Below are 14,298 nucleotides of genomic sequence, written 5' to 3' on the forward strand. Positions count from 1 at the left end.
TTACTACCTGCAAGAGCTAATCTGGGAAACTTCATTAGCTTTATTTTCATTTTTTAACTTTCATTTTCAAGCACTTACAAAATATTTAAAAATAATTTAAGAATTTTGGAACTGCCCGGGCAACCAGCGGCAATACCTTTGCATCTATATAAGCAGAAACCCGAAAGAAACTGTTGACTGAAACACTTCTACCTGTGATAACTGACCAATTGATAGCAGACCTCAAAAACGGCGACGCCAAAGCGCAGAAAGCGGTTTATGACTGCTTCTCGGCCAAAATGCTCGGCGTTTGCCTGAGGTACCTGAAAAACGAGATGGATGCAGAAGAAGTAATGATCACGGGAATGGTAAAAGTGTTTCAGAATGCGAAACAGTACGAAGGCAAAGGAAATTTTGAAGGTTGGTTGCGCCGCGTGATCGTAAACGAAGCGTTGATGTTCTTACGTAAGAAGGAACCGCTGCATCTGGCCGTAGAAAAAGAGCATTTCCAGCTGGCAGCTCAGGAACAGGCCGATACTGCTTTGAATGAATCGGAATTGCTGGCGCTATTGCATGAATTACCAGCCGGTTACCGCGCCGTGTTCAACCTTTACGCCATAGAAGGGTATTCGCATAAAGAGATTGCCGACATGCTGCAGATAAACGAAGGAACCTCGAAATCGCAGTTAAGCAAGGCGCGGGCCTTATTGCAGAAATGGGTTACCGCACAGGAAAAAGTTAGCTTTGAAAAAAATGGAACAGCACAATATCGATTCGCGCTTTAAGCAAGGGCTTGAGAATATCAGCCGTCAGCCTTCCGCCGATGCCTGGGCCCGTTTACAAAACCGGATGCAGGAAGCAGAAGCCGCACCGGTAATTGAAACCGTTCAGCCGGAAGAAAAAGAAGAACGCCGCGTAATTGCCTGGTGGTACTATGCTGCTGCCGCCATAGTAGTTCTTTTAATTTCGGTAGGCGTGCTCCGGAACAGTAAGGTTTTAGGTCCGGAAAGTATGCCGGTGGCGGTAAATAAACCGGCAGAAAAAATAGCGGAAACTATAAAATCTGGTTCAGTTCAGAAAGATGAAGCTCAGAAAGTTGAAGCGCAAACCGCTAATATCTTAATCGCCGACAACGCAACTTCTGATAAAATCGGGGAACCTGTAAATACAAACCCTACAGCCAACGCGGAAGAAAACACTGCTCCGAGATCTTTTGAAAATCTGAAAGCTGAAAACGCTACGGTTCAGGTGGCAAAAGCGCCGCGCAAAAAGAAGCCAGCTATTATCGTGTTACCGCACACCAAAAATACCGTCCCGGAATTGCGGCAGCCTGCTCTGGTCGAAGAGAAGGGCTTACTGGCAAGCAATACCGAAAATCCGGCAAAACCACAGGCGAAAACGGAGAAAGCTTCCGGCCTGGAAGGAATGGTGATTGAAGTAATTGTAAAGAAAGATCGCACCGATACAGAACAGGCACTTGCCCTGCAAACCCCTGTTGAAAACAGCGGGAAGCAATCGAAGCTGAAAAGCATTTTCAAACAGGCCAAAAACCTGAAAAACGGCGAGGGGGTGAACCTCCAGGAACTGGGCTTATTTGCCGACACCAAGCTGGCTTTAGGCTCCCGCAATCACGAAAAAGTAAATAAAATACTAGACATCTAATTTTCTAAAATCCCTTAAAATTATGAAACGCTTGATCCTGCTGGCCGCTTTCGGCCTGGCAACTGCTACCGCTTTGCCTTTATCGGCCAAAAATATCAGCCTTCCTTCTCCGGCAAAAGACGATACTGTACTCGTGAAATTAGCCAACGGCGCCAAAATGAACCTGATCCTGAAAAATACCGACCAGCTGAAATCCTTCCAGAACTACAGCCTCGATTCGCTCATGATCATGCTGAACAAATACATCGGTGAGGCTGAAAAAATGGAAAAGAAAAATGTAGACGGAAAAGATTATACGGTTAGTTTCCAGCCGTCGAAAGAAGATAAAAGCGGCCGGAAACCGGAAAAGATCAACATCACCATAAAGGGGCTTGAAGCTAACGAGCAAGGGCAATCCAAAATAACCAGCTTCAACATTGATGTGGAGTATCAGGAAGAAGGCAAGAAAAAGGCTACCCTTAAATCTACCCTAACGGAAGCTGATTCGATAAAAAGAGAGCAGCGAAAAAATAGCCGGCACGATAGCGGCATGAATTTCGACCTGGGCCTGAATACGCTGCTGAACACCGGCGACAACATGCTGGATGTGGCCGGGCTGAAGCCCTGGGGATCGCGGTATGTGAGCATAAACCCGTATTATACCCTCCGGGTTGGAGGTAAAAAGAGCCCGGTTTATCTCCGTACGGGTTTAGACCTTGCTTTTAACAATTATATGTTCGACCGGAATTACGTGCTGAAAGAAACCGAAGATGCCGGTAATAACTACACCACCCTGGAAAAAGATCCGCGGAACCTCGACAAAACGAAACTGGCTACCACCACCATTAATCTTCCGCTGATGGCCATGCTTGATTTCAAAAACCAGAAAGGCCATTCCATCTTCCGGATCGGGGCCGGCGGTTTTGCCGGATATCACTTAGGCAGCCACACCAAAGTAAAATTTGAGCAGGATGGCCGCACCGAAAAAGACAAAGAACGGGGCAATTTCAATCTGGAAGAATTCCAGTACGGCCTGAAATTCCAGATCGGCTACCGGGGCGTGGACTTATTTGCCAATTACAACCTGAACGAATTATTCAAAGATGGCAAAGGCCCGCAGGCGAATGTCCTGAGCTTCGGTATTAAGATTTAGTTGTTTCAGTTTTTTTCATTTTGTTTAAGAAAGGGGCTCCGGCTCCTTTTTTTATTCCTGAAACGGCAGGTTTTCGGCTCAAGAACTTGTTATGCCATATTCATCGCGGTGGTTGCGGGTTTTCACCCTACCCGTGAGTCTAAACTAAATTATTGCGTCATCCCGAGCGTCAGCCGAGGGAACTTATGAGGCTGATTATTTAAATTAAACGGTAAGCCAAATCTTGCTACACTCGCTTTGTCATTGTAATTCCCATAAGTTTCCTCGGCTTCGCTCGGAATGACCTTCTTTTTTAATTAGCTCGCCTTTGTTGGTGTTTTCACCATAGCCGTCAGGCTTAGATGATTTATTGTGATTTTTGGCTGTAGAGACGTAATATATTACGTCTCCATTCGGGGTGCAAACGGTGGTGATTGATGCCAGAGCCAGCTACAAGGCGGATACCAGCCTTTGGTATTTGTCGCGATGTTGAAATAGACGTAATGCTGTGAAAGACGTAATATATTACGTCTCTACAGGGGGTCGGAAATTAGCCCACCGTTTTTGGTGTTTTCACCAAAAACCATCTTTCAGCCTGCTTTTACCCGGCAAATAAAACCTCAATAAATAAAACTCTTTTCCGCACTAGGAAACCTGCCGGAAAAAATTGTCGACAATAATCGCCGTTGCCGTGGCCACGTTCAGCGATTCGGCCTGGCCGAAACCCGGAATCTTGATAAGGCTCGTGAGGTGCTCCCGCGTTTCCGGGCGCAGGCCGTTGGCTTCGTTGCCCATGATCAGCACTCCTTCGGGCTTTAAATTTAATTTGTGAATATTCTCCCCATCCATGGCCGCACCGTAAACCGCAAAACCCGAAGGCAAAGAACTCAGAAATTCCGGAAGGTTTACGTAATAGGCCGAAACCCGCGTAAAAGAGCCCATGGTGGCGGCAATTACTTTTGGATTATAAAAATCGGCGCAGGTTTCGGAACATACTATGCGTTTTATGCCGTACCAGTCGGCAATACGGATGATGGTGCCTAAATTTCCCGGATCGCGGATATCGTCCAGAGCAATTATCAATTCATTTTCGCTTACCTTTAAAGCCGGAAGCGTTCGGGTTTTGGCAATGGCCAGCCCGGCGTTATTGCTTTCATACGTACCGGCCTGCACCAGTTCCTTTTCGGTAACCAGTTCATAAGGTAAGCCTTTGCGAAGCGCATCGGAATGTTTCTGGAGAAAGTCTTCGGTAAGGAAAAGTTTTTCAATTTCGAGATCGGAAGCCAGTAATTCGCGCACACTTTTTGCGCCTTCCACCACAAATGCTTGATGAAGATTTCGATATTTCTTTATTTGCAGGGAATTTATATATTTTATTACTGCTTTGCTTAACATAGCCGACTAGGTTTGACGACACGAGTTTACATATTAGGTCTTACAATCACAATTTTTATCCTGGCCGGCTGCTCTCCCACCCGTCATTTAAAAGGCAATGAAAAGCTGCTTTACGACCTTGAACTGAACGGCGTAAACCAGAACAAACCGGAAGATATCGAAACCCTTTACCGGCAGCAGCCCAACCGTAAAATCCCCGTAATCGGCTGGATGCCTTACCTTTCGGTTTACAATTTCGGCAAGGCGCTCTACAACCCGGCCAAGGTGCAGCGCCAGATCGAAACCCAGCAGGCCCGCTTCGATAAGAAAATAAAACAAGCCGGTACCGATTCTGCCAGAGTCGTAAAATTATCCGAAAAGCGGGAAAACCGACTGGCCCGCCTTACCCGGAAAAAAGAACAGGGCAACTGGCTGATGCGCTCCGTAGGTGAACCACCGGCCATCTACGATTCCGTTTTAACCGCCGAAACCGTTTCTCAGATAAACACCTACCTGAACTCCAAAGGCTTTTTTCACAACAAGGTAAATTCCGAAGTGAAGGAAAAAGGAAAAAAAGTTTACCTCACGCTGAATGTAACCGAAAACCAGCCTTTTAAAATTACCGAACACGCCTACAACATTCCTGATACGGCCGTTTACCGTTTGGTAGTTCAAAACCCGGAAAAACCGGTTTACGTGGGCAAGAATTACGACGAGGCCTTTCTGACCCAGGAACGCGACCGCCTGGAAACCCTTTTGCGAAATAACGGCTATTACGACTTCCGGAAACAGTTCATCACCTTCGACGTGGACACCAGTTACGGCGGGAATACGGTGCGGATGCAAACCGTTATTTCCAATCCGTCCGATACTGTTGGCCATAAAATGTACACCATCCGGAAGATTTTTTTTGTAGGCGATGCCGGCCAGGATCGCTTTGGGGTAAAGCGCGATACGGTGGTTTACAACAAAGTAAATTATTTATGGTACAACAAATACGTTAACCCGAAGATCCTGGACAAGAAGATCCGGTTTTCTGCCGGCCAGCCTTACAGCATGGTGCGTACCAACCGTACGCTTCGCCAGCTGGCCGACCTGGATGTTTACCGGTTTGCGGCTGTAAATTACACTGCGGTCAAAGATTCGCTTCAGCCAATGCTCGATGCCTACGTGAACGTTTCGCCGGCCAAGCGTTTTCAGGAAAGCACCGAAGCCGGCTTTAACATTTCCACTTTTACCACTTCGCAACTAAGCCCGCTGCCATTCGGGAGCATTCGGTTTAAGGTGCGTAACGTATTTGGCGGCGCCGAAAACCTGGAACTGGGCCTCCGCTTAGGTCTGGAAGCGCAACCAAGCAGCGTTACCGAAGGTCTGGTAACCACTACGGAGTTAGGCGGAAACGTGGCACTGTATTTCCCGAAGTTCCTGTTCCCGCTCAGCCTCATCAATAAGTATAACGTTAGCCTTTACAGCCCGCGCACGCGTATTAATTCGGCGTTTACCTATACCAACCGCGAAGATTATACCCGTACCATTACCGAGCTTTCGCTCGATTATTTCTGGTACCGCTCGCAAAGGCTGCAATACATCCTTTCCCTGGCCGATATTAATTTTGTGGATGTAGCCCGGATTTCCCCTGCCTATCAGACTTACCTGGAATCGCTTAGTTCCAGAGGAATTCCGCTCATAGAGACGTTTAAATCGGGGGTTATTTCGAGCGTGAACGCGACCATGCTCTACAACAGCAACGACATAAACCAGACCCGCGACGCCAAATACATTAAGATCTACGCCGAGATCGGGAATTTACCGAGTGTACTGACGGGCGGCAAAACGGAGGGTTTCAGCGGCTGGCTGGCCGATTTTATTTCCGAAAGAACCAATAACACACTACGCTCTTACAGTTACGTCCGGTTCAATGCCGATTACCGCCGATATTTCAAGCTGAAAGAAAAAATGTTCGTAGTAGGCCGGGGAAATTTTGGACTAGCCACCTCCGTACCGAAAGGCAACGACAATGTGCTGCCTTATGACAAATTCTATTTCGCCGGCGGCGGTTCCAGTTTACGCGCCTGGCGGCCGCGAAAATTGGGTCCCGGCTCTTATTCTCCGCCTTACCGCCTGGATGATAACGGGAATATTGTAACGGTAAACGGTTTCCCGCAACGGGATTACAGACCCGAGCAACCCGGAGAGATCCTGATCGAATCGAACATGGAATACCGCTTTAATATTTTCAGTTATTTCGATGGCGCCCTGTTTGTAGATGCTGGCAACGTCTGGACGCTGAAAGAAGACGACAGTCGCCCCGGTGGCAGCTTTTCGAAAGACTTTTACAAGGAAATTGCCGTAGGTACCGGTTTTGGCTTGCGCATGAATTTCTCGTTCCTGATCGTGCGTTTCGATATAGCCACCAAAGTTTTCGACCCGGCCGAACCGGAAGGCGAACGCTTTGTGCTGGACCGTTTCCGCTTTACCCGCATGTTCAGCTCCAAAAACATGCAGAACTCCTTTAACTTAGGTATTGGTTATCCTTTCTAAACCAAAGTTGCTGCATTTACTGGCTGTAGATAATTTTCCATTAAGAGGAAGAAATACGCTGGTTATTTTATTACATCTAACATTGGTTAAATAAAGTAATCAAGCAAGCGAAATAGTTGTAACATTTTGTTACTTTAGCATTTCTATGTTTGCTATTTCTGCTCAATAGAATTTATTAATCAGCAGAAAAAACCTGAAGCTATAATGTAGATAAGCGCAGTAATGCTGTCTATTTGGTAGTGATGGTCTTATAAAAAATATTATGAAGGGCAGAAGTACTCATGAATAAAATTTATTTTTGCCATTTCCAGTTTAACAAATTTTAAAAGCAAAAAATAAAGAAAAGCATTATTATAAAACAAGGAGGTGACGCCGAAAAGCCATACGAATAGGAAACTAAAATAATAATCAAATGAAAAAAATAACCTTAATTTTAATTGTATTCTTCTCTGCACAAAATCATTTTGTTTTCGCGCAATGGACTAAATTGGCTGGATTAAGCCAGAATGTAAACTCAATATTTAAGAGTAATAACAACTTAATTGTTGGGACAAATTTTGGTATAAGTTATAGTTCTAATAATGGAAAAAACTGGAATAATTCATTAGGTATTTCAACAATCGCAAAATCGTTTGCGAAAGACGGCAACACTTTACTTGTTGCAAGTTATGAGAAACTTTACAAGTCAAACGATGATGGAGCTACTTGGGCATCACTTTCTACAATATACACAAATCAAGCAGCTAATAATGTTGTAATTAGTAATGCTTATTATGTAGTTGGGATGAATGGTAGAGGAATATGGTACTCAAACACTTCAGGTAACAGCTGGCTTGATGCTTCATCTAGTTGGATTAGTAAGAATACTGATATTGCTGTAAAAAAGAACCTGCTATTTGCTGCATATCAAGGAAGCGGTTACTTTCAATCTTCAAATAACGATGGGGTAACTTGGTCTTCACCAAGTGGTAATGGGATTAAGATTGGTAGTTCTTGGCAAGACATTTATTCCCTCTCCATAAAAAATGATTCCATAATAATTGCCGGGACAAAAAATGGGGGCTCATTTTCATCTTATGATGGGGTTTACTTTTCATATGATAACGGAAATAATTGGACAAAGCAAGTTAATGGTTTAACTAATACATCTATTAATAGCACGTTTGTAGTAGGCAATTTAATTTTTGCAGGAACAAATGGCGGAGGTGTATTTTATTCTGTCAATGATGGGAATAATTGGAACTCATTAAATAATGGTTTAACGGACCTAACTATAAATAAATTATATGCTTATGGGGATACTTTATATGCAGGAGTGGGTACAGGACTCTTTAAAATAGGTATTTGTGAATTATTGAAAAATACTTCCACTCTAACAGCTATTGGCTCGACCATAATTAATAAAGGTGATTCCATAAAACTTACTACCAATCTTGCAGGAAGCAATTATAAGTGGTTAAAAAATGATTCGACAATTTCAGGAGCCAACTCAAATACATATTTTGCGAAAGCTAGCGGTAGCTATAAGGTTGTAATCAGTTATTCTACCAGTTGTAAAGACACAACAAATATTATTACCATAAATTATATTACAGGAATTAATAAAATAAACGAATCAAGCTTCTTTCAAATATTTCCTAATCCTACAACTGGTGAAGGCATAATTAATTGTAAGTTACCTCAAAATGAGAATCAAGGACAACTAATAATTTACAACTCTAAGGGACAAGTAGTCAAACAGATTGCTATTGATGGCAAAACTGAAAAATTAAAGTTCTGTATTAGTGATTTGTTAGTAGGAACCTATTATTATAGATTCCTAACTCCAACTGGAAAAACCACTTTAAGCAATAAACTTATTATTATAAAATAGAACAATAATAAAAATAAATATTCTTTTAAACCTTAAATATTACTCGACCTAAAAGTGGCTAAGGTTCAAGTAGATGTGCAAGTTTAATTAATGAATTTTTATGATAAGCAAAAAGAAACCAGTAAATAACAACGAGTTTCCAAAGCGAGGTGTTCATAGCTTAATTAATTTTCGGCATTAATTAAACTTATAGTAACTTGACAGATAGTACAACAAAAGCCTCGCCACCGCTTAGCCCCATCCTTAATAACAAGTAAAAGGCCGGCAGTAATTACTGCTGGCCTTTTACTTGTTACTCAAAAATGATACTGTTTCTCCGGAAACCTGATCTTAGTAATTCAGCAATTCATCAAAAGCGGCTGCTACTTTATCCGGATTCGGCAGCATCATTTTTTCCAGCTCTACGTTCAGGGCGATGGCCGGTAAATTGGCTGCTCCTAAGGTAAACACCGGTGCATCCAATTGCTGGAAACATTCTTTGGAGATCCGGCCGGCCAGCGATTCGGCGAAGGAGTTCATTAACGGTTCTTCGGTAAGCACCAGTACTTTGCCGTGTTTTTTAACCGAATTTACTACCGTTTCGAAGTCCAGCGGGTTCAGGGTTCTTAAGTCTACAATTTCTACGGAACCTTCAAACTGTTTGGATGCGGTTTTGGCCCAGTAAACACCCATGCCGTAAGTAATTACGGTAAGCGTATTGCCAAGGCGAAGTTGTTCTTCTGAAGCGTGCTGCACCACGTTGGCTTTGCCTAAAGGCAGGATGTAATCGGTATCCGGCTCAATGGTTTTGGCATCTTCGGTTCCGGCAACTTTGCTCCAGTACAGGCCTTTGTGCTCCAGCATTACTACCGGGTTCGGATCCAGGAAAGCGGCTTTCATCAAACCTTTCATATCGGCCGCGTTGCTTGGGTACACCACTTTAATGCCGCGGATATTCAGCAACGTAGATTCCACCGAACCGGAATGGTACGGTCCGCCGCCGCCATACGCGCCGATCGGCACCCGGATCAGCGACTGGATCGGGAATTTACCCATGGAAAGGTAGCAGGATTTGGAAAGTTCTTCCACCAGCTGGTTAATGCCCGGCCAGATATAATCGGCAAACTGGATTTCCACGATCGCCTTCGCTCCTACCGCCGACATGCCCGCTGTTGAACCAACGATGTAGGCTTCCTGGATCGGAGTATTGAAAACGCGTTCGTCGCCGTATTTTTTAGCCAGCAATGCCGCTTCACGGAATACGCCGCCGAGTTCACCGCCCACATCCTGGCCGTAAAACAAAGCTTCCGGGTAGGTTTTCAGAATATCGTCAACCGCGTGCAGGGCCGCATCTACCATAATGGTTTTCTCACCGCCGGCTGGGGTTCGGTTTCCTTTTTCTTCGGTTACCGGTGTTGGGGCAAATTCGTGCTGATCGAAAGTACTTGGGTCCGGGTTTGGCGCAGCCAGGGCCTTTTCGTATTGCTGCTGCACGTAGGCTTTTACTTCGGCGGCAATTTCTTCCAGTTGGTTCTGGGAAATATCGGCAGCCAGTAAGTGTTTTTCCAGTTGCGGGATCGGGTCGGTTAAAGCGTGTTCGGCTAAATTGTCGCCCCGGTACCACTCGCGGCGCACGCCGGAAGTATGGTGCCCTAAGAGTGGACATTTGGCGTGTACCAGGATCGGTTTGCGTTCTTCGCGCACGTACTGGAAAGCCAACGCCATGCCTTCGTAGGAACTTATAAAATCGGAGCCGTTTACGCGCATGCGCTGCATGCCTTTAAAGCCGGCCGCGTATTCGTAGGCATCCATGGCGCGCATTTCCTTGCCGGTGGCCGAAATCCCCCAATCATTGTCCTGCACTAAATATACAATGGGCAGATTCTTTAAAACCGCCATCTGGAACGCTTCCGCCACTTCTCCTTCCGTAACCGAACCATCGCCTAAAGAACAAAGCACTACCGAAGGCGTTTCCTCAGAATTACGTAAGTGCTGGCTTTCCAGGTAGGAAATGGCGTGTGCCATGCCGGTAGCCGGAATGGCCTGCATGCCCGTGGCAGAGCTTTGGTGTGGAATTACCGGGAATCCTTCGCGGCGCAAACTTGGGTGACCGTAATAGGTGCGGCCGCCGGAAAAAGGGTCGTCGGCTTTGGCCATAAGCTGCAGCATGAGCTCGTAAGGCGTCAGGCCCATGCCTAATAAAACGGATTCGTCGCGGTAATAAAGCGAGGCAAAATCGTAAGGTTTTAACTGAAAAGCGGTAGCCAGCTGAATGGCTTCATGGCCGCGGGAAGTGCTGTGCACGTATTTGCTGCAGACGGTTTTATTCTCTTCGTAGGTGTCGGCCATGGTTTTAGCCGTAAGCATCAGCTTATAGGCTTTCAGCATAACCGAAACAGCAACTTTTTCGGCAGAGGCAACTTCATTCAACATAGGTCATTGGCTTGATACAGCACAAAAATAGCTTTTTTCGCCCGGTTTTGAAAATGGAAAATCTCCGCTTAACTTGCCTCAACCTGCTAACATAAATTCCGTAATTCGCTTTAGCCTCTGACAAATTCAGGCAACGGTTTTGACCTATGAAAGAAAAAATACTGAACGAAGCAACCATAAGCCGGTACAAGCTCAACCAGATATCCCTGCTGAGCCAGGAAGAATGCATTGATGCGCTGCAGTTGCTCAATTACCTATACCGCCGAGCCGATGAGGAAGCCAAGAAAGACCTGAGCGTTTATATAGACCGCATAAACCAGCGGGTGGAAACCATGCAATAAAGGTTTTCCGAAATTTTTCGAAGTGCATTTACCGGCCTTTAACCAAAAACGTTAAAGGTTTTTTTGTGTAAACCAATTACTAACTGGCACTATGCAAGCAGGAGAAAAGTCCCCCTTTGGAGGGGTTAGGGGGAGGACAGGAGAATTATCTGATTTTTAAGAAGATCAAATAAAGTAAAAATCCTCCCCCTACCCCCTCCAAAGGGGGACCTCAAAAAACTTGCGTAAGGTCAGTTACTAAGTTGCAAGCTAAAAAAACCGCATCATTTGATGGAGAGCACGATTATATAAACTACTGAATCACAAACCCTTATATATTTTCAGTCAAAACACTAATATCCAGCTACCAATATCTTTTCTCTTACTTCAGGAACTCACCTTCCAGATCTCTAAATTCTACCGGCAAATTTCCTGCAAGGATTCGAAACAAGATACAACACTTCGGAAAGCCGGTTATAATTGAATACTTTTGCAGCGCATTTTACTACCATTTTATCTTTAGAAATGAGAGAACAAGTCGAAAAATTTATGCGTCAGTTCCAGGACGATCTTTGTCAGGCCCTGGAAGAATGTGACGGCCGCGCGCGGTTTCACGAAGACCCGTGGCAACACCATACCGGCGGCGGCGGCCGTACCCGCGTGATCCAGAATGGTAACGTGCTGGAAAAAGGCGGCGTAAATTTTTCGGCGGTTACCGGTTCTTTGCCGGAGAAAGTTGCCAAATCGCTGCTGCTGCCCGACCCCAATTATTTTGCCACCGGCGTATCGGTAGTGCTGCACCCGGAGAACCCGATGGTGCCTATTACGCACATGAATGTTCGGTACTTCGAAGCCGGCAACGGCGATGCGTGGTTTGGCGGCGGCATAGACCTCACGCCTATTTATGTAGACAAAACCCAGGCCCGGTTCTTTCACCAGCAACTAAAAAACGTTTGCGACCGGCACCACGCCAGCTATTACCCGGAATTCAAGAAGTGGGCCGACGAATACTTCTACATTACGCATCGCCAGGAAACCCGCGGCATCGGCGGCGTCTTCTTCGACCGGATGATGGCGAACGAAAACTTCACGATAGAAGACCGTTTCAACTTTGTAAAGGACCTGGCTTATACCTTCGCGCCTACTTATACCAGTATTGTAAATAAGAACCGCGATCTGCCTTATACTGAGAAGCATAAGCAATGGCACCTCTTGCGCCGCGGCCGTTACGTGGAGTTCAACCTGGCCATAGACCGGGGCACGAAATTCGGGCTGGAAACTTCCGGACGTATCGAAAGCATCCTGATGAGCTTGCCAACGCTGGCTTCCTGGGAATATAATTTTCAGCCGGATCCGGGTAGCCGGGAAGCCGAAACCCAGTCATTGCTGAAGAAGGATATTGACTGGCTAAACATTTTTTAATTCACGGTAATTGCCGCGTTCGTAATTCATTCAGGTTAGTAAAACATTATCTTCCTGCAGGAAGTTGTACAGAAACAGAATTGTACAACTTCATGCGGGTTTAAATGAAAAATATCCACAACAGACGTGACTTTCTAAAAAAAAGCGCTTACGGCACCTTCGCTGGTATTGCGGGAGTAGGTTTCCTTTCCGGCTGCACAGAAAAATCCGAAGAAGAAGAAGAAATTTCTCCGGCTGAAGATCTGATGCGGGAACACGGCGTTTTGAACCGGATTCTGCTGATCTACGATCATTATAAAACCCAACTGGGGCAAAATGCGGATCTTTCTTTGGCCCCTTTGCTGCAAAGCGCTACTATTATCCGCAGGTTTGTAGAAGATTATCATGAAAAACTGGAAGAAGATTTTCTTTTTCCCCGTTTCGAGAAAGCCGGTAATTTGACCGATCTGGTTTCAGTTTTAAAAGATCAGCACAAAGCCGGAAGGATTCTGACCGATCAGATCCTTAACCTCTCGAAAGCAAAAACCCTTACAGCAACAGACGCGAAAAAGCTGATCCAGCTTCTGAATGGTTTTGTGGTCATGTACCGACCGCATGAAGCCAGAGAAGATACCGTTTTATTTCCTGCTTTAAAAAAGATCGTTTCTTCCCATGAGTACAGTGCTTTAGGCGAAGATTTTGAAAAAAAGGAGCATCAGCTTTTTGGGGAAGATGGATTTGAAACCATGGTGAATAGAGTATCGGAAATTGAAAAGCAGCTGAATATTTATGACCTGGCTAAATTTACTTTTGGCGCACAATAGCCCTTTTGCTTTTGAACTCTTAAAGTTTACCTCTTAACTAAAATACAGCGCAAACAGGCAGGAGCTGATCTGTTTATCGAGTTCTTTAGAAAAGCGAATATTTGTTCTATTTTTGTCCTGAGAATTTAACGAAATCAAAGTTTCAGAATTCTTTTCTTACGCAATTTTAAATCTGATTTTTTGCTCCAAACGTTACGCCAGCTCGACCACGAGCTGTTTATTTACCTGAACGGGCAGCACCACGCCTGGCTCGACCCGGTCATGATCGCGCTTTCGGATAAGTACTTCTGGGTGCCGGCTTACCTGGGTTTGATCGTTTACCTGATCTACCAGTACCGGCGCCGGGGCGTTTTAATGATCCTGATGCTGGTATTAGCCGTTGCCCTGGCCGATTCCATTTCCTCCGGCTTGTTCAAGCCTTATTTTGGCCGTCTTCGCCCCTGCCACGATCCCCAGTTTTCGGAAGTGGTCAATATTGTGAAGGGTTGCGGCGGTCAGTTCGGTTTTCTATCGTCGCACGCGGCCAATACCTTTGTACTGGCTGCTTTCCTGACCATAATCCTGCCGCCCCGCTACCTGAAATTCAAGCTTTTACTTTTCCTGTGGGCCTTCCTGGTTTCGTACAGCCGCATTTACATGGGCGTACATTTCCCCGCCGATATTGTTGGCGGCGGTTTGCTGGGGGTGCTTTTAGGCTGGCTGGTTTCCATACTATATTTCCGGATGGAGCGTTTTCCTTACTTCAGAAAGTAATTTCCGTATCCGGAGTATTACGCTGAAAAAAACACTAACCCGCTAACC

General features: G+C 45.3%; 11 protein-coding genes. 9 read left to right on the forward strand and 2 right to left on the reverse strand.

From position 1 onward, the window contains the following. Positions 1-194: 194 nt before the first annotated feature. The 3 genes from F0P94_RS18330 to F0P94_RS18340 are packed head-to-tail and all read left to right on the forward strand — an operon-like array spanning position 195 to position 2,773. Positions 195-764 carry an RNA polymerase sigma factor gene (locus tag F0P94_RS18330; RefSeq protein WP_225307284.1) on the forward strand — a complete coding sequence of 190 codons (570 nt, stop codon included), beginning with the start codon at positions 195-197 and terminating at the stop codon, positions 762-764. After that, positions 733-1,641 carry a hypothetical protein gene (locus F0P94_RS18335; RefSeq protein ID WP_150905795.1) on the forward strand — a complete coding sequence of 303 codons (909 nt, stop codon included), beginning with the start codon at positions 733-735 and terminating at the stop codon, positions 1,639-1,641. The genes F0P94_RS18330 and F0P94_RS18335 overlap by 32 nt, the downstream gene beginning before the upstream one ends. Before the next feature lie 22 nt (positions 1,642-1,663). Next, positions 1,664-2,773, forward strand: coding sequence for an outer membrane beta-barrel protein (locus F0P94_RS18340; protein WP_150905797.1), 1,110 nt, complete (start codon positions 1,664-1,666; stop codon positions 2,771-2,773). Between the two features lie 624 nt (positions 2,774-3,397). On the opposite strand, the gene F0P94_RS18345 is transcribed toward F0P94_RS18340, so the two are convergent. After that, positions 3,398-4,147, reverse strand: coding sequence for a TrmH family RNA methyltransferase (locus F0P94_RS18345; protein ID WP_150905799.1), 750 nt, complete (start codon positions 4,145-4,147; stop codon positions 3,398-3,400). Positions 4,148-4,159: 12 nt separating this feature from the next. On the opposite strand from F0P94_RS18345, the gene tamL reads away from it, so the two are divergent. Further along, positions 4,160-6,667: a translocation and assembly module lipoprotein TamL gene (gene tamL / locus F0P94_RS18350; protein ID WP_150905801.1), complete on the forward strand. Its 2,508-nt coding sequence runs from the start codon at positions 4,160-4,162 to the stop codon at positions 6,665-6,667. A gap of 412 nt (positions 6,668-7,079) precedes the next feature. Further along, positions 7,080-8,540, forward strand: a complete 1,461-nt coding sequence (locus tag F0P94_RS18355; RefSeq protein ID WP_150905803.1) for a T9SS type A sorting domain-containing protein — start codon at positions 7,080-7,082, stop codon at positions 8,538-8,540. 330 nt (positions 8,541-8,870) lie between these two features. Here the strand turns inward: F0P94_RS18355 and F0P94_RS18360 are convergent, their stop codons facing one another. After that, complete coding sequence (locus F0P94_RS18360; protein ID WP_150905805.1) at positions 8,871-10,952, reverse strand: alpha-ketoacid dehydrogenase subunit alpha/beta; 2,082 nt, start codon at positions 10,950-10,952, stop codon at positions 8,871-8,873. Positions 10,953-11,098: 146 nt separating this feature from the next. On the opposite strand from F0P94_RS18360, the gene F0P94_RS18365 reads away from it, so the two are divergent. The 4 genes from F0P94_RS18365 to F0P94_RS18380 all read left to right on the forward strand — a co-directional run bounded on the left by F0P94_RS18365 (position 11,099) and on the right by F0P94_RS18380 (position 14,250). Beyond that, on the forward strand, positions 11,099-11,293 hold the full coding sequence (locus tag F0P94_RS18365; RefSeq protein ID WP_150905807.1) for a hypothetical protein: 195 nt from the start codon (positions 11,099-11,101) through the stop codon (positions 11,291-11,293). 504 nt (positions 11,294-11,797) lie between these two features. Beyond that, entirely contained in the window at positions 11,798-12,694 is an 897-nt protein-coding gene (gene hemF / locus F0P94_RS18370) for an oxygen-dependent coproporphyrinogen oxidase (protein ID WP_150905809.1), read from the forward strand. Between the two features lie 104 nt (positions 12,695-12,798). Continuing rightward, on the forward strand, positions 12,799-13,497 hold the full coding sequence (locus tag F0P94_RS18375; RefSeq protein ID WP_150905811.1) for a hemerythrin domain-containing protein: 699 nt from the start codon (positions 12,799-12,801) through the stop codon (positions 13,495-13,497). Between the two features lie 180 nt (positions 13,498-13,677). Next, positions 13,678-14,250: a phosphatase PAP2 family protein gene (locus F0P94_RS18380; RefSeq protein ID WP_150905813.1), complete on the forward strand. Its 573-nt coding sequence runs from the start codon at positions 13,678-13,680 to the stop codon at positions 14,248-14,250. Positions 14,251-14,298 lie beyond the last annotated feature (48 nt).

The sequence above is a fragment of the Adhaeribacter soli genome (assembly GCF_008727925.1).
GTDB lineage: Bacteria > Bacteroidota > Bacteroidia > Cytophagales > Hymenobacteraceae > Adhaeribacter_A > Adhaeribacter_A soli.